Below are 14,970 nucleotides of genomic sequence, written 5' to 3'. Positions count from 1 at the left end.
CTGAGTATCTTGATTTGCTGCATCTGTAACCCAATCGGCTGCCCTCACTACTGCTAACGGACCCGTGATTTACGCTTTCGTGAGTGGAGCGTGCGGCACCCTGCCCTCTACCCTTCTCTCACCGCCTCAGAGCGGTGTGAATAAAAACCCGAAAGGAAACTCGATGTCCAACAACATGAAATCTATCGCCGTTCTTGGCGCCGTCTCTGCCGCGGTTGCTGCAACCGCAGTCCCCGCATTCGCCGATGGTGATCAAGAAAAATGCTACGGTGTTGCCCTTGCCGGTCAAAACGATTGTGCCGCTGGCCCCGGCACCACTTGCGCTGGCACCTCGACCGTCGATTATCAAGGCAATTCCTTTAAACTGGTGCCGAAAGGTTCGTGTGAAACCATGGAAGTCACTGATGCCGGAGGTATGATGCTGAAAGGCTCGCTGGAGCCTCTGGAAACCAACCTTCCTGCCAGTTGAATCCGGTTGCACTTTACTCTGGCCGGACCCTCCGGCCAGAGCGTCGACCGCGCCTGCAAGGGGCGCATACCTTTCCAAGCGAACCTCTTGAGCCGACATTCGATGGAGCTTTCCATGCTTGATATCGCCCATGACAACACACTGCCCAATGGGGCGGGAGTCGGCTATAAATCACAGCATTTCGCCGCCCTCATGGATGATCCTGGCACGGTCAGTTGGCTGGAAATTCACGCGGAAAACTACATGGGCGATGGCGGACGCCCCTTGGCCCAACTGCGCCACCTTGCCGAACGCTTTCCGATCTCGGTGCACGGGGTGGGCCTTTCTATTGGTGGAGAGACCCGCTTGGACCCGGAACATCTGGCGCGCCTGAAGACGTTGATCGACTGGCTGAACCCCGCGATGTTCTCCGAGCATCTGGCTTGGTCCACCCACGACGGTGCGTTCCTGAATGATCTGTTGCCGCTACCTTATACAATTTCCACGCTTAACCGCATCGCGACGCATATCAACCAGGTGCAGGACCATCTTGGGCGCAAGATGCTTCTGGAAAACCCGTCCTCCTATCTGGCTTTCGCTGAAAGCACGTGGTCAGAGCCGGAGTTCCTGCGCGAAGTTGCCCAGCGCACCGGGTGCGGGCTGTTGTTGGATGTGAACAATGTCTTTGTCTCTGCCACCAACCTTGAGTTTAACCCGCGTGCCTATATCGACGCCTTCCCGCTTGATCAGGTCGAGGAGTTCCACCTGGCCGGCCATGACGAAGATGCCGATGAATTGGGGCGCAAACTTCTGATCGACAGTCATGGAAAGCCGGTGGACGAACCGGTCTGGACCCTGTTTGATCATGTAATCGCACATGCAGGTGCGCACCCCGTCCTTGTTGAATGGGACAACGACGTGCCGGAGTGGGAGGTGTTAGAGGCCGAGGCCGCGCGTGCCACGCGCCATATGGAACCCGCACTGGCCGAACGGGTGCAGGCATGAGCGACAGTGTGACCCTTCCCCACGCAGGCGATGTGACCGTGACCCAGGCGGCATTTTGCAAGGCGCTTCTTGATCCACGACAAAAGGTGCCCGACGGGCTGACCAACCCAGACGGGCACCAAGCCTTAAAACGTTTTTCGGTCTATCGAAACAACGTGGCGCACAGCCTATCCGAGGCGATGCTGACCGGATTTCCGGTGCTGGCCAAGCTGGTGGGCGATGAATTCTTCCGCGAAATGGCGAAAGTTTACCTGCGCATTCACCCACCAGCCTCGCCTTTGATGATGCATTACGGCGCGGCCCTTCCCGGATTTCTGGAAAGCTTTCCGGGCACGCTGCATCTGAAATACCTGCCCGATGTTGCTCGGCTGGAACTGGCCCTGCGGCGCGCCTATCATGCCGCCGACGCCCAACCCATTGACCCAACGGCGCTGACCAAATTGGACCAGCCCGCCTTGATGCGGTCGCGGTTGCATATGTCGCCTGCCTGCGAAGTGCTCGTGACCAAGTGGCCCGCGAAGGCAATTTGGGATTTCAACATGAAAGATGGGCCACAACCAACGGGTGGTGCAGAGAATATCCTGATCAGCCGAGTGGGGTTTGACCCTGTGGCCGAGGTGCTGCCAAACGGCGCGGCGCCCTTCGTCCGGTCCTTGATCAAAGGGCGAAGCTTTGGCACGGCGCTTGGGCTGGCCACCGCAGACACGCCTGATATCGACCTGACCGCCACCGTGGCTGTCCTGATCGCAACGCAAGCCATAACCGGCATCGACAAACCAGACTAGATACTCGGAAGGATACCGCCATGCGCGCCCTGGCAACACTTTACAACCCGTTGGTCAATCTGGCCGAGCGGCTGGCCCCGGCCACCCTGCCCTCGCTCGCCCGGTTCACCTTCGCCGCAACCTTGCTTGGATATTTCTGGGCCTCGGCGCTGACCAAGCACGGCGACGGGGTGTTGGGTATCATCCAGCCCTCCCTCGGGGCCTATGCGCAGATTTTCCCGAAAGCGATGGAGGCCGCATCTTATAATGTCAGCCAGCTTGGCATGTTTCACTGGGCCGTGGTCGTCGCCGGCACATTGGCCGAGTTCATTTTGCCGCTTTTGATCACAATCGGGTTGCTGACGCGTCTGGCCGCGCTGGGGATGATCGGCTTTGTGATCGTGCAAAGCCTGACCGACTTGTATGGCCATGGCGGCATTGACCAACCCGAAACGCTGGGCGCGTGGTTTGACCGCATCCCCGACAGTGTGATCCTGGATCAACGACTGTTCTGGATGGTCGTGCTGGTAACACTTGTGTTGAAAGGCGCGGGACCGCTGTCCATCGACAGGCTTCTGAGGATCCGCTGACGCCCGATCAGTGCGGGTCGGGTTTCACGGCAAACAACGCCAGCAATCCACCCAACCCGGCCAAAGCGATCGGGAACATGGTGAACACGCCATAGCCGAAGGCGAAATACATGCCTGCTGCGGACAACAGCAACAAAATGCCGCCCACTTGCGCAACAGACCGCGCCATTGCCCCACCGGCCAGCGCCAGAACCGGCGCGATCAGGGCAAACGCACGAATACGGCCCGGATGGTCGACCTGCTCGGCCAGATCGGGCAATTCACCCATCCGTGCGATCACCTCGGTATAGCCATAGCCGAAAAACCCGACGATCATGCCCCAGATCCCGGCGATGATCCCCAAAACCAATGCAGCGTTGCGCATGCAGATACCTCCTACTTTCCGAACAGATAGGCGCTCAAGCGGCGCGCTCCAACCATGTGTCGCGCGTTTTTGCGTCCCAACCCAACGTCAACCGATCACCATCCTCGATCACCGGACGTTTCATCAAAATCGGATGTTGTGTAAGTAAATCAAGGGGATCCCCCGCACGTTCCGTGGCCGACAATCCGCGCCACGTGGTCGAGCGTTTGTTGACCAAAGCATCCCCGAACGCCGTATGGAACCGCGCCAGATCATCCGCATCCACCCCATCGGCGCGCACATCGACATAATCGAGCGGATACCCCGCGCCCTCAAGCGCCTTCACCGCCTTGCGGCACGTGTCACAATTCTTCAGCCCCCAAACGCGCATAGGTTCATCTGCCCCCGATCAAATAACGGCGGTTCATTGCCCCGCCCCGCGCTGTTTATGCCCCGATCCCACACGAAACGGAAGATCGCAAAACCATGCCGACGGCTGCGCGGCCCAACGAAACCCTTGATTTTTTCTGGCTCTTGTCCAATCTGAAAGGGCGTAAGCAGACCTATCTACCGTCTCGTTTCATGCAGCCGGACGATACCTGACTGTACGAAGAAGGCACCGCACAGTGCGGCCGCCCACCACGAAGGAGAGACGGAAATGGCCGACAAACAAACCGGCACCGTAAAATGGTTCAACACCACCAAAGGCTATGGCTTTATCGCCCCCGAAGCGGGCGGCAACGATGTGTTTGTGCACATCTCGGCGGTCGAACGCTCGGGCCTCACGGGCCTCGCCGACAACCAAAAGGTCCGCTATGACCTGCAAGAGGGCCGCGATGGCCGCGCCTCTGCCGTGGACCTTGAACTGGTCAGCTGATCGGCTGGATGGTTAGGAATTGTGACCCCGCGGAGTGGATGCTCGGCGGGGTTTTTGTTTGGGGGTGAGTAAGTCAATCTGATACGCAGTTTGGTGTTATTCCGATAGCCAGAACCGGACAACCTCCATTTCTGCCCGCATCCAACCTGTAAAGGAGCTTGCCCATCCAAGTGGTTGAAGCGCCGTACTTTTTGTAGACTTCACCTACACCTTCGGTTCCGTCTTTGTTAAGAACCTTACCCAGTGATTTGAAGAAGCTGTTATCGAGTGAAGAGCCGCGCGTAATGATTACGGCAACATCAATTGCACCCGCATCGTAGAAAGCTGAAAAGGCATACAGGTCGCGGTCGTATGTCTGATCTTTGCTGTTCCACTCCAGATCAAGGGCGACCCTTCCATTCAGGAAATCAATCCGATGCCCATCCAAGAAACCTTCCATCGTGTATTCACGAAAAATCTTGTTTCCCTTTGGCGGTCTGAGCTTCACATTTAGGTCAGCAGTAATTCTCGTTTCTTTCCAGTTCTGATCGTCAAATAGCGTATCAACGTATTTTGCTATTGGACCTTTACTGCCCCCAGGTATCCGTATTTGCGACCTTGAGATTTCAAAGCTCTCCAAAGCAGCACATAACTGCCCAAACTGCTCGGGATATCCCCGCTGTAGGATCGATGCTGCATTTCGATAGCTGAAAAGCTCGAACTTTTTTCGGATGCTCTCTGAGAACACGCCTGTCAGAATGTGTTCTGGATCGGAAGACCGTCCAGATGAAATATCATCTTCATTCTCATTCATTTAATTGCCCTACTCGGCGGCAGTAACACCCGAATTGAACTTATAAGTGTCCCAGCTTGGACGATACTCTTCGTCCGCCTGATTGCCCCAAACGGTCCAGTTGTCCCTCAAACCTCGTGCAAAAAGTTCGAGATACGGTCCCCACGAGCAGCTCTCGATTATCTCATACTGCTCGTCTGGCTTCCGAGAATGCTCTCGTTTCCGGGTTTTTAGAATATCACCTTCCGGTTCACGCGCCTCAAAATAGTTTACTTGAGAACGCCCAGGTTTGAGTGTTCGAGCATTTTTTCCGCGAACTCCAAACAATAGGATTTCTGTCACGTTGCGAAAATAGAATCCCACGCCACGGCCGTCAGGGCCGCCATCTTTTCTGATCTTTTCCCAGATAATGTTCGACTTGTATTGAAAACCCCACGCTTCCATTACTTTCAGACCATCCGGAAGCAACGCATTCGGCACCCAGAGATACAAATGAGACGGCTCGTCTGCCAATTCCTCGACGGGCATTGCACAGATATCGTCCAGACTCATGGTTGGATACCTATTCAGGCGTTTGTGCTCGGGCGCGACTTTCCCGGTTTTATTTTGAAATCGCCAAGGCGGATCCGCCATTATTGTTCCGAACTTCCTGCCATCCAACTGCTCAAACATCGACTGCTCCTGTATCCCAGCGTTCATGTATATTTGTGATCATGCTGGTTAAGACGAGCTTAACGAACACTTCGTGAACTTGCTACCCCCGCAACTCCGCCTCAAACTCGCGCCATTCCCCCTTCGACATGCCGGAGTTCTCCTGCGTGACCTCTTCTCCTTTCAGCATGCGGCGCACGCAGTCCATGGCGCGGCCGGACAGGTTGGCGCCGCCCAGTCGGTAATCCTCGAACGCGCCATAGGCGGCGGGGACCCAGTCGGCAACGATGTTGCAGATCGCATCGGCATAGACGCGGATTTCGTATTGGGCGTGGTGGTCGGCGCGCAGGCGCAGGAAGTGGAATAGGTTGTGCAAATCCACCTTCCAATACCACTGGGTATAGATGTTGGCGGGCAGGTTCATCCGCGCGAGTTCCCGCGCCAGTCCCTGTTGACCGTCATCCGAGATCATCTGTTCATAGTGATCATAGGCGCGATTGCTGTCGGCCTTCAGGATGTCCAGTACGCGCGCGGCTTCCTCGCCTTCCAGCGCTGCGCCGCGGCCCTGATTGTTCACCACCGACTGCGCGGCGACGTGTTCGGGCGCGGGGATATAGAATTCACGGTCCAGAATCGAATAGCGCGCCGAGTATTCGTTCACATTTGCAGTCCGGTGGCGGATCCACTGGCGGGCCACGAAGACGGGCAGCTTGACGTGCAGCTTGATCTCGCACATCTCGAACGGGGTCGAATGCCAGTGACGCATCAGGTAACGGATCAATCCTTCGTCGTTCTGCACGCTCTTGGTGCCCTTGCCATAGCTGACCCGCGCGGCCTGACAAATCGCGGCGTCGTCGCCCATATAGTCGATGACGCGGACAAAGCCGTGGTCCAGCACTTCATGTGCGGTATAGAGGTGCTTTTCCATGCCGGGGCTGACCGCCCGCAAGGTCGGTTGCGAGGTCAGGCGTTGCTCTTCGATTTCTTTGATCTGCTCGGGGTTCAGGGGCATGTCGAATCTCTCGTCTCATGGTTGCCCGGCCACTATATATAGTTGGGGCCTCTGGCAAAACACCCAGATGGCGTGGATACTGCGTTTCTGCTTTTATCGCCCGCTTGACCTGATAGGCTGGTCGCAGATCCACCAGACTACGGAGAGTTTGCGATGAAACTTCGGTACCTGCACACGATGGTGCGCGTGAAGAACCTTGAAGACAGCATGCGGTTTTACGGGCTTCTGGGGCTTGAGAAAACCCGCCAGATGGATTCGGAACAAGGGCGGTTTTCGCTGATCTTCATGGCACCTCCCGGCCAGCCGGAATGCCCGGTCGAGCTGACATATAACTGGGATGGCGATGACGGGTTGCCCTCCGACAGCCGCCATTTCGGACATCTGGCCTATGAGGTCGAGGATATTTATAAGATGTGTCAGCACCTTATGGACAATGGCGTGACGATCAACCGCCCGCCGCGTGACGGGCATATGGCCTTTATCCGCTCACCCGACAATATCTCGGTCGAATTGTTGCAGGCCGGTGACGCCCTGCCCCCGCAAGAGCCATGGGCCAGCATGGAAAACACTGGCCACTGGTGATGCAAAAGGGGCGGTTTGGATACCTTCTGGCTCTTCTGGCTGCGCTTTGGGTCGGGGATGCGGTGGCACAGTCCGATACTCCCTGTCGTCAAGCACTGGCGCTGGGGCTGGACGTGTCCGGGTCCGTCGATGAGGGGGAATACCGTCTGCAACTGGACGGGTTGGCCGCAGCTCTGGAACAGCCAGATGTGCAGCGCGCTCTGTTGTCCCAACCGGACCGTCCGATCCAGATCGCCGTTTACGAGTGGAGCGGTCCGGCCCATCAGCGTCTGTTGCAGGATTGGGTCGCGATCACTGATCAGACGGTTGTTTTCTCGGTTGCGGATCGTCTGCGCCGCACCGCGCGCATCAAGGCGGACCCGTCCACAGGGATCGGGGCTGCCATGATCTATGGTCAGCGTCTTCTGGCGGGGCGCGATTGTCTGACAAGGACGTTGGATATTTCCGGTGATGGACCGGCCAATACCGGACCAAGACCGCAGGATGTGCGCTATCTCTCGGGCTTCGATGGGATCACCATCAACGGGCTGGTGATCGGCGCGGGCGATGCAGACACGGATCTTGTGACGTATTACAAAGAACTGGTCATCCACGGTTTCGGACGGTTCGTCGAACAGGCCGCTGACTTCCGGGATTACGAAGATGCCATGGCCCGCAAATTGTTGCGAGAGCTTATGGGCGTCGTGGTGTCTGACCTGCAACAACTCCGTCAGACCAAGCCGCCTAGTAGATATATCGGATCTGATCCGTCCAATACCGTTCCACCCGCTTCAACGCGATATTGATGTCCTCGATCCCCGAGGATGACAGCACGTCACGCGATTGCAGCCCATCGGCATGACGTTCAAACAACCCGGCCACCGTATCGCGGATGCCGCGCCCTTTTTCCGTCAGCCGCACACGGACGCTGCGGCGGTCAATCTCGCACCGCTGATGGTGCATATATCCCATTTCGACGAGCTTCTTGAGGTTGTAGGAAACATTCGAACCCTGATAGTAGCCACGCGTCTTCAATTCGCCCGCCGTCACCTCGTTGTCGCCGATGTTGAACAGCAACAGGGCCTGAACGGCGTTCACTTCCAACACACCGACCCGTTCGAATTCATCCTTGATCACGTCCAGCAGCAAACGGTGCAGCCGTTCGACCAACGCCAATGCTTCAAGATACTGATACACAAATGTCTGGTTGCTTGTCTGCCCAATGGGGGAGTGCATGCTCATCCGTCTCTCCGACCTAGTTACCAAGGTGACTATTCGGCGTGAAAAACGAACATTCAGTTAAATGCGATCAGCAGTTACAGAAAATTATTTTCAAACCGGACGGATTAGCGCGCCGCAGTATGGTGGATGATATGCTGGATCACCTCGGCCAGATGCTCAGGCGGTTCTTGCTGCCCTGACACCCACTGATACAGATCCTGATCGTTTTCACCCAGCAACGCCTCATACAGATCCAGTTCGCCATCATCCATCTGGGTCAGCCTGTCCGAGGCATAGCGGTGCAGGATGATGTCCATCTCTTTGATACCGCGCCGCATCGACCGCATCCCCAACCGCTTGACCCGCACATCCCGCGTTTCCCCCGGACGCGCGCCGGGGGTTTCCTTCAACTGATCCAAGGGCACGCCGGTCATACAGCAGCACCTTCAAGCCGCTTGCGCATACGTTTTTCAAGTCGCCCCAGTTGATCGGCGGACCGGGCCATCTGTGACTTGATGTCTCGGATTTCAAGAAGCAGGTCGCGCACTTCGGGCAGGTCGTCCAGGCTTACAACGGGTTCGGCCACACCTTCCCCCTCGCCGGTTAAAAGCCAGCGCAAGGATACATTCAGCAGTCCCGACAGCATCTGTAGTTTGTTTGCACGCGGTTCGTTCAGATCATCTTCCCAACCGCGCAAGGTCTTGAGCTTGACGCCGATACGTCGGGCCAGATCATCTTGTGACAGGCCCACCGCCTCGCGGGCGCCTGCCAGTCGGTCGCCAAAGGTTGCGGCCTCTTCCGAGAACCAATTTTCATCCTGTGCTATGTCGTCCATTTGCTTTTCCTAACATTTCAAGCACCACGCTGGGCACCGGGTTCTGGCTTGATTGGTTTCGCGGCTGACCCTAGAAGAACTGGGACCAACTTACAAATCGGGGACACCATGTCTTTCCTTTCTGCGACACTTGATCGCGTAAAACCATCACCGACCATTGCGGTTTCCACACTTGCCGCCGAGTTAAAAGCCGCCGGTCGCGACGTGATCGGGCTTGGCGCGGGCGAGCCGGATTTCGACACGCCGGAAAACATCAAGACGGCGGGCAAGGCGGCGATTGATGCGGGAAAGACGAAATACACAGCGCCAGACGGCATGCCCGAGTTGAAGCAGGCGATATGCGACAAGTTCAAACGCGAAAACGGTTTGGATTACGCGCCGAACCAGATCTCGGTTGGGACGGGTGGCAAGCAGATATTGTACAACGCCTTGATGGCGACCCTGAACCCCGGCGAGGAGGTCGTCATCCCCGCCCCCTATTGGGTCAGCTATCCCGATATGGTGTTGTTGGCGGGCGGTGAGCCGGTGATTGTGGAATGTCCGATTGAAACCGGTTTTCGCATGACGGCCGAACAGCTTGACGCTGCGATCACCCCCAAGACGAAATGGCTGATTTTCAACTCGCCCTCGAACCCGACCGGGGCCGGATACACGCGCAATCAGCTTAAGGCGCTGACCGATGTGTTGATGCGCCATCCGCATGTCTGGGTGATGACCGACGATATGTATGAACACCTTGCCTATGACGGGTTCGAATTCTGCACCCCGGCCGAGGTGGAGCCGCGCCTTTATGATCGCACACTGACCTGCAACGGCGTTTCCAAGGCCTATGCGATGACCGGCTGGCGGATCGGCTATGCGGGCGGTCCGGTTGAATTGATCTCGGCCATGCGGAAAATCCAGTCGCAATCGACCTCGAACCCCTGTTCGATCAGCCAATGGGCTGCGGTCGAGGCGTTGAACGGTCCACAGGACTTCATCGCCGAAAACAACAAAGCCTTCGTGCGTCGCCGCAATCTTGTGGTCGACATGCTGAACGCCGCCGAAGGGCTGGAATGCCCGGTGCCGGACGGGGCGTTCTATGTCTATCCCTCGATCAGAGGCTGTATCGGCAAGACCACGCCTGCGGGAGTCGAAATTACCGACGACGAGGTATTCGCCAAGGCGTTGCTGGAAGAAACCGGCGTGGCTGTCGTATTTGGAGCGGCTTTCGGTCTTAGCCCGAATTTCAGGGTCAGCTATGCCACGTCGGACGGCGCACTGAAAGAAGCCTGCACGCGCATTCAGGCGTTTTGTCAGAGACTTCGCTGATGCACGCCCCATTTCAAGGACAGATCACGGCCAACCTGCCCAGTCGGAGCTTTGACGCCACCCTGACTTTTTACGAAGGTCTTGGGTTTCGTCTGGTGTGGCGCAGCGATGGCTGGATGATCCTTGAAAAAGCTGGAATGAAAGTGGAGTTCTTTCCACATTCCGATCTTGATCCGAAGGCAAGCTGGTTTTCGGCCTGTCTGCGTTTGCCGGACGTTGACGCGCTGCATGATGAGTGGAGCAAGCTGGATATTTCCACCGATGCCGCCGCGATCCCGCGCCTGACCGCCATTGCTGACGTCACTGACATATTGCCTCGAATGTTCTATTTGGTTGATCCCGATGGCAGCCTGTGGCGCGTGATCGAAGACAAGGACATCTGATGAGCATATCCCTGCCCGACTACTACTTTCGAGTGCGCGAGAATGGCGCGTTCGTCTTTCGTGTGAACACCGAAAACCGGCAGCGTCCGCTGGAGCTGGACCAGATTGCCGCGGTGAACATCAAAAATGGCGAGGTCAAACCCCAAGGCGGCTATCAGTTGACCAAGGCGGATCATGCGGCGATTGCCGAATGGATGGCCGATCGGCGGGCCGCACTTGAGGCACGCGAACTGGATGACATTCTGCGCAGCGTGGATCACCTGAACCTGACGGCGCATTGGGCGCAGACCCGAGCCACTCCCGAGGCATTGGAACAGGTGACAGACGCGCTTTTGCTGGCGATGCACGATTTGCGGTCGGTGCTGGTGCGCAAGAAAGCGGACCGCCTGAAACAGGACTAAGCGGCCCGTCCCGACAGCGCACCGCCAATCCGGGACGAGCTTTTCCAAAACCGCCAAGACATGAAAATTCCGGCGCAAACAAGCCCCAGCAGCAGCCCGACCCAGACGCCCACTGCGCCCAAGCCCAACGTGATCCCCAGCACATAGGACATGGTCATCCCCACACCCCAATAGCTGAGCGTGGCGATGATCATCGGCACGCGCGTGTCCTGCACACCCCGCAAAAGCCCCATCGCGATGGCCTGTGCCCCATCAGCGAACTGGAACAGGGCGGCCACGATCAAAAGAACCGTTCCCAGGGCGACAATCTCGTCCCGGCGGACCTCGGCCGGGTTCAGGAACAGCTTGATCATCGGCTCCGGCGCACCAAAGAACAGGATCACGGTCAGGCCGCCAAACACAACCGATGCCAAAGTCACGGCCAGCGCCCCGCGTCGCAGCCCCTGCTCATCCCTGCGGCCCAGCGCCCGCCCGGCTCGGACCGTCGCGGTGTTTGACAGGCCAAGATGCACCATGAAGAACGTCGCGGTGATTTGCAGTGCAATCCCGTGGGCCGCCAGTTCCAGTGTGCCGATCAACCCGACCACGACGGTCGAGGCCGAGAACATCCCAACCTCGGCAAGCGTTGTCAGCCCAATCGGGATGCCAAGTTTCAGAAGGTGGCTCAATGCCTCCCAATCCGGTTTCCAAAGCCGCCGGAACAAACTGGCATCCGCATTCAGTCGCGCGGCATAGACGACCAGCACCAGCCCCGATGCGATCTGGATAACAACCGAGGCAATGGCAGCCCCGCGCACGCCAAGCTCTGGTGCGCCCCAATTGCCGAAGATCAGTGCATAGTTGATAACCCCGTTCATCACGGCGGCCAGCACCGTTGCCCACAGCACGATCCGGGTGTGTTCGAGCGCCGCAAGATAGCTTTTCAGCGCCATCACCAGCAAAGCGGGCACCAGCCCCACCCCGGCAATGCGCAGGTAGTTCTGCGCGATCAGGCTCAGATCAGGATCCTGGCCTATGGCGCGCAAAATAGGCGCAGACATCCACATCAGCGGCAACACCAGCAGCGCAAACCCGACCGAGAACCACATGGACATCCGGGTCAGCCTGCGCACGCGCACATCGTCGCGGGCCTCGGACGCCTCGGCAACCATTGGCATCAGGGCCCAAGCCGGCCCCGACCCCATGATCAAGAACATGAAAAAGAAGGTGCCTGCCAGCGTGACGGCGGCCAGTTCTTCGACCCCGTACCAACCCAGCATGATCGTGTCGATGATCTGCACAGCAAACTGCGCAAGATGCGACGCGACAAGCGGAAGGCCCAGAACAAGGACGGCGCGCATGTGCTGTGAAAGGGTGAGGGTTTGCAACATCACCCAGACCTATGCCGGAAAATGTGGCGGGGCAAGACACCGAATACCCCGTGCGTGCGTCCGGTATCAGACTATGTCAACAAGATCAAAAGCGACCGGGAAGGTGTGCCTGTGACGGGAAGCCCGCGCGCGCGCTGGAACGCCTCGATCGCTTGCACGGTCTTGGTGCCGATCACGCCATCGGCTTCCCCCACGTCAAACCCCGCGCGGGTCAGGCCGCGTTGCAGCGCCTTGCGATCATCCAGCGTCAGGCCGTTTTCATCCGGGCCGAACGTGCCGCGCAAAGCCGGGCCGCCCGCCAACCGATCCGACAAATGCCCCACACCGATGATATATTTCTGCGCGTTGTTGTATCGACCCAGCACGGTGTAGTTTTGGTAGACCTCGAACACCGGGCCATTCGCGCCGGCGGGGGTCACGACCTTCCCGCGTCCTGACGGTGCGCGCCCGGTAATTTCGTCCCCCCACCGCTGACCGGTTCGCCAGCCAGACCGACTGAGATAGGCTGCGGTTGAAGCCAGAGCATCCGTCGGATCATCCGACCAGATATCCCTGCGACCATCGCCCCGAAAATCGACGGCATAAGCCAGATACGACGTGGGAATGAACTGGGTGTGACCCATTGCGCCCGCCCAGCTTCCGGTCATGCGCTCGGGTGTTACATCGCCACGTTCCAGAATTTTCAGGGCGGCCATCAACTGCCCTTCGAAGAACTTGCCGCGTCTGCCGTCAAAAGCGAGCGTCGACAGGGCCGAGATCACCGGCACGTCTCCGCGCCGTTCGCCATAACGGCTTTCCAGCCCCCAGACGGCCACGATCACCTCTTTCTCGACGCCATATTTCGCTTCGAGCTGAGACAGTAATCCGGCGTGACGCCGAAGCATATCGCGCCCTTTGGCTATGCGGTCATCGGAAGCCGCGATGGCCATATAGTCTTCGAACGAGCGGACAAACTCTGTCTGGTTCCGATCACGCTCAACCACCCCGGGCAGATAGCCGACATTGCGAAAGGCACGGGTGATCGTGGCGCCACCGATACCGTTGGCCATTGCGCGGGCCTTGGCCCCTTGAACCCACGTTTCGAACGCCGGGTTTGGCGTCGATCGTAAAGCTGACCCGGATGCAGGCCGTTGTGTCGACTGCGTCGCTGCGCCAGACTGACACCCGGCGAGGTAAAGACCCGCCAAGCCAAAAGTGAAGAAGCGTCGGGAATGGGTCATTGGACTGTCCTGCTCTTGTTTTGAACCAAGCTTATAGGGCTGCCAAGCGAAGGCAAGCACCGCTTTCGTGATGCGGCAAGAACGGCGGCAAGACGCGAAAAGGGGGCCGCTATCCGGCCCCCTTGGCTGTTCGGTCCAGATGTCCAGCTCAGCTGCTGCGCCGCTGATCCGGATGCAGGCTGGACCCCAAAATATGATCCGCCTTGTGAATCACCTGGCTTGCGTGACCGACGATCAACGGGTCGGGCTCGCCCACCAACTCGTGATCCTTGTCGGGATAATCCAGCGTTGACAGGAAGTGTCGCATACATTCAAGCCGGGCACGTTTCTTGTCGTTTGACTTGATGATCGTCCACGGCGCATCCGCTGTGTGGGTATAGAAGAACATCGCCTCTTTCGCTTCAGTGTAATCGTCCCATTTCGACAAGGACGCCACATCCACCGGGCTGAGCTTCCACCGCTTCAGGGGATCATCCTTGCGGCTGTCAAAGCGGCGTTTCTGTTCTGGCTGCGTGACCGAGAACCAATATTTGTAAAGCTGGATGCCGGACCGTGTCAGCATCCGTTCAAATTCCGGCGTCTGGCGCATGAATTCAAGGTATTCGTTGGCGTTGCAAAACCCCATGACCCGTTCCACACCGGCGCGATTATACCAAGAGCGGTCATAGAACACCATTTCGCCCGAGGTTGGCAGGTGCGAAACATATCGCTGATAGAACCATTCCCCGCGCTCTTTATCTGTTGGCTTGTTCAGCGCGACCACGCGCGCTTCGCGAGGGTTCAAATGCTCCATGAACCGTTTGATCGTTCCACCTTTGCCCGCCGCGTCACGCCCTTCGAACAGCAGCACGAATTTCTGACCGGTCTCACCGACCCAACGCTGCACTTTCAGCAACTCCGCCTGCATCTTCGCTTTGGTCGCTTCGTATTCCCGACGTCCCAGTTTGACCCTGTAGGGATACTTGCCGTTCTCAAACGTCTGACGGATCTTGTCTTCGGTTACGGTCGGAAAACCGCTCTTGCCATTGCGCACTTCTGTCGCAGGTTCCACAGGTGTCCCTGCGGACGGCTGAGCGTTACTGCTCGTAGACTTCGGGGGGGTTTTCGATACAGGGGTTTGCCTTGCTGTCATACGCCAATCTCCTTTTCGGGGTCCGGGAGATTGGTAGCACGTCACCGCGCCAAACGCTTTGATCCGAATCAACG

At 57.8% G+C, this 14,970-nt stretch carries 21 protein-coding genes; 10 read left to right on the top strand and 11 right to left on the bottom strand.

Annotation, left to right across the window (positions count from 1 at the left end; translation table 11 throughout):
- Positions 1 to 163 precede the first annotated feature (163 nt).
- From AC13C8_RS05110 to AC13C8_RS05095, 4 genes are all read left to right on the top strand, one after another.
- Entirely contained in the window at positions 164 to 469 is a 306-nt protein-coding gene (locus AC13C8_RS05110) for a BufA1 family periplasmic bufferin-type metallophore (RefSeq protein WP_091432427.1), read from the top strand.
- A gap of 114 nt (positions 470 to 583) precedes the next feature.
- A complete protein-coding gene (bufB, locus tag AC13C8_RS05105) occupies positions 584 to 1,453 on the top strand; it encodes an MNIO family bufferin maturase (protein ID WP_482846582.1) in 870 nt (289 codons plus the stop codon).
- Complete coding sequence (locus AC13C8_RS05100) at positions 1,450 to 2,238, top strand: HvfC/BufC family peptide modification chaperone (RefSeq protein WP_482846580.1); 789 nt, start codon at positions 1,450 to 1,452, stop codon at positions 2,236 to 2,238. The genes bufB and AC13C8_RS05100 overlap by 4 nt, the downstream gene beginning before the upstream one ends.
- Positions 2,239 to 2,258: 20 nt before the next feature.
- The gene (locus AC13C8_RS05095) at positions 2,259 to 2,807 is read left to right on the top strand and encodes a DoxX family protein (protein ID WP_482846579.1); all 549 of its coding nucleotides are present in this window, start codon (positions 2,259 to 2,261) and stop codon (positions 2,805 to 2,807) included.
- Positions 2,808 to 2,814: 7 nt separating this feature from the next.
- Here AC13C8_RS05095 and AC13C8_RS05090 read toward each other — a convergent pair whose 3' ends face one another.
- Together AC13C8_RS05090 and AC13C8_RS05085 are read right to left on the bottom strand one after the other, a co-directional pair.
- Positions 2,815 to 3,171: a hypothetical protein gene (locus tag AC13C8_RS05090; RefSeq protein ID WP_482846578.1), complete on the bottom strand. Its 357-nt coding sequence runs from the start codon at positions 3,169 to 3,171 to the stop codon at positions 2,815 to 2,817.
- A gap of 34 nt (positions 3,172 to 3,205) precedes the next feature.
- Positions 3,206 to 3,541, bottom strand: coding sequence for an arsenate reductase family protein (locus AC13C8_RS05085; RefSeq protein ID WP_482846577.1), 336 nt, complete (start codon positions 3,539 to 3,541; stop codon positions 3,206 to 3,208).
- A gap of 267 nt (positions 3,542 to 3,808) precedes the next feature.
- On the opposite strand from AC13C8_RS05085, the gene AC13C8_RS05080 reads away from it, so the two are divergent.
- Positions 3,809 to 4,027 carry a cold-shock protein gene (locus AC13C8_RS05080; RefSeq protein WP_091430669.1) on the top strand — a complete coding sequence of 73 codons (219 nt, stop codon included), beginning with the start codon at positions 3,809 to 3,811 and terminating at the stop codon, positions 4,025 to 4,027.
- 73 nt (positions 4,028 to 4,100) lie between these two features.
- Here the strand turns inward: AC13C8_RS05080 and AC13C8_RS05075 are convergent, their stop codons facing one another.
- The 3 genes from AC13C8_RS05075 to thyX all read right to left on the bottom strand — a co-directional run bounded on the left by AC13C8_RS05075 (position 4,101) and on the right by thyX (position 6,462).
- Complete coding sequence (locus tag AC13C8_RS05075; protein WP_482846576.1) at positions 4,101 to 4,820, bottom strand: BglII/BstYI family type II restriction endonuclease; 720 nt, start codon at positions 4,818 to 4,820, stop codon at positions 4,101 to 4,103.
- A 9-nt stretch (positions 4,821 to 4,829) separates the two neighbouring features.
- Entirely contained in the window at positions 4,830 to 5,471 is a 642-nt protein-coding gene (locus AC13C8_RS05070; protein WP_482846575.1) for an MT-A70 family methyltransferase, read from the bottom strand.
- 82 nt (positions 5,472 to 5,553) lie between these two features.
- Positions 5,554 to 6,462 carry an FAD-dependent thymidylate synthase gene (thyX, locus tag AC13C8_RS05065; RefSeq protein WP_482846574.1) on the bottom strand — a complete coding sequence of 303 codons (909 nt, stop codon included), beginning with the start codon at positions 6,460 to 6,462 and terminating at the stop codon, positions 5,554 to 5,556.
- A gap of 153 nt (positions 6,463 to 6,615) precedes the next feature.
- On the opposite strand from thyX, the gene AC13C8_RS05060 reads away from it, so the two are divergent.
- Together AC13C8_RS05060 and AC13C8_RS05055 are read left to right on the top strand one after the other, a co-directional pair.
- Positions 6,616 to 7,044 (top strand): VOC family protein, encoded by a 429-nt coding sequence (locus tag AC13C8_RS05060; RefSeq protein WP_482846573.1) that lies wholly within the window; start codon positions 6,616 to 6,618, stop codon positions 7,042 to 7,044.
- The gene (locus AC13C8_RS05055; protein ID WP_245744721.1) at positions 7,011 to 7,829 is read left to right on the top strand and encodes a DUF1194 domain-containing protein; all 819 of its coding nucleotides are present in this window, start codon (positions 7,011 to 7,013) and stop codon (positions 7,827 to 7,829) included. Before AC13C8_RS05060 ends, AC13C8_RS05055 begins: the two co-directional genes overlap by 34 nt.
- Here AC13C8_RS05055 and AC13C8_RS05050 read toward each other — a convergent pair.
- The 3 genes from AC13C8_RS05050 to AC13C8_RS05040 all read right to left on the bottom strand — a co-directional run bounded on the left by AC13C8_RS05050 (position 7,768) and on the right by AC13C8_RS05040 (position 9,070).
- Positions 7,768 to 8,265 (bottom strand): MarR family winged helix-turn-helix transcriptional regulator, encoded by a 498-nt coding sequence (locus AC13C8_RS05050; protein WP_091430678.1) that lies wholly within the window; start codon positions 8,263 to 8,265, stop codon positions 7,768 to 7,770. The two genes, AC13C8_RS05055 and AC13C8_RS05050, sit on opposite strands and share 62 nt — an antisense overlap.
- Before the next feature lie 104 nt (positions 8,266 to 8,369).
- The gene (locus AC13C8_RS05045; RefSeq protein WP_091430680.1) at positions 8,370 to 8,678 is read right to left on the bottom strand and encodes a succinate dehydrogenase assembly factor 2; all 309 of its coding nucleotides are present in this window, start codon (positions 8,676 to 8,678) and stop codon (positions 8,370 to 8,372) included.
- Positions 8,675 to 9,070 carry a helix-turn-helix domain-containing protein gene (locus tag AC13C8_RS05040; RefSeq protein WP_177179384.1) on the bottom strand — a complete coding sequence of 132 codons (396 nt, stop codon included), beginning with the start codon at positions 9,068 to 9,070 and terminating at the stop codon, positions 8,675 to 8,677. The genes AC13C8_RS05045 and AC13C8_RS05040 overlap by 4 nt, the downstream gene beginning before the upstream one ends.
- A 117-nt stretch (positions 9,071 to 9,187) precedes the next feature.
- On the opposite strand from AC13C8_RS05040, the gene AC13C8_RS05035 reads away from it, so the two are divergent.
- From AC13C8_RS05035 to AC13C8_RS05025, 3 genes are read left to right on the top strand one after another with little or no spacing between them, the layout of a single operon-like run.
- Positions 9,188 to 10,390: a pyridoxal phosphate-dependent aminotransferase gene (locus tag AC13C8_RS05035; protein ID WP_482846572.1), complete on the top strand. Its 1,203-nt coding sequence runs from the start codon at positions 9,188 to 9,190 to the stop codon at positions 10,388 to 10,390.
- Positions 10,390 to 10,773: a bleomycin resistance protein gene (locus AC13C8_RS05030; protein WP_091430685.1), complete on the top strand. Its 384-nt coding sequence runs from the start codon at positions 10,390 to 10,392 to the stop codon at positions 10,771 to 10,773. The genes AC13C8_RS05035 and AC13C8_RS05030 overlap by 1 nt, the downstream gene beginning before the upstream one ends.
- Positions 10,773 to 11,174: a hypothetical protein gene (locus AC13C8_RS05025; RefSeq protein ID WP_091430687.1), complete on the top strand. Its 402-nt coding sequence runs from the start codon at positions 10,773 to 10,775 to the stop codon at positions 11,172 to 11,174. The genes AC13C8_RS05030 and AC13C8_RS05025 overlap by 1 nt, the downstream gene beginning before the upstream one ends.
- Here the strand turns inward: AC13C8_RS05025 and AC13C8_RS05020 are convergent.
- From AC13C8_RS05020 to ppk2, 3 genes are all read right to left on the bottom strand, one after another.
- The gene (locus tag AC13C8_RS05020) at positions 11,171 to 12,514 is read right to left on the bottom strand and encodes an MATE family efflux transporter (RefSeq protein ID WP_482846570.1); all 1,344 of its coding nucleotides are present in this window, start codon (positions 12,512 to 12,514) and stop codon (positions 11,171 to 11,173) included. The genes AC13C8_RS05025 and AC13C8_RS05020 overlap by 4 nt on opposite strands.
- 101 nt (positions 12,515 to 12,615) lie before the next feature.
- The gene (locus tag AC13C8_RS05015) at positions 12,616 to 13,764 is read right to left on the bottom strand and encodes a lytic murein transglycosylase (protein WP_091432434.1); all 1,149 of its coding nucleotides are present in this window, start codon (positions 13,762 to 13,764) and stop codon (positions 12,616 to 12,618) included.
- Between the two features lie 148 nt (positions 13,765 to 13,912).
- Entirely contained in the window at positions 13,913 to 14,815 is a 903-nt protein-coding gene (ppk2, locus tag AC13C8_RS05010; protein WP_245744723.1) for a polyphosphate kinase 2, read from the bottom strand.
- Positions 14,816 to 14,970: the final 155 nt, after the last annotated feature.

It is taken from the genome of Aliiroseovarius sp. B-4 (genome assembly GCF_056857795.1).
This window is presented reverse-complemented; position numbering and strand designations above follow the sequence as displayed.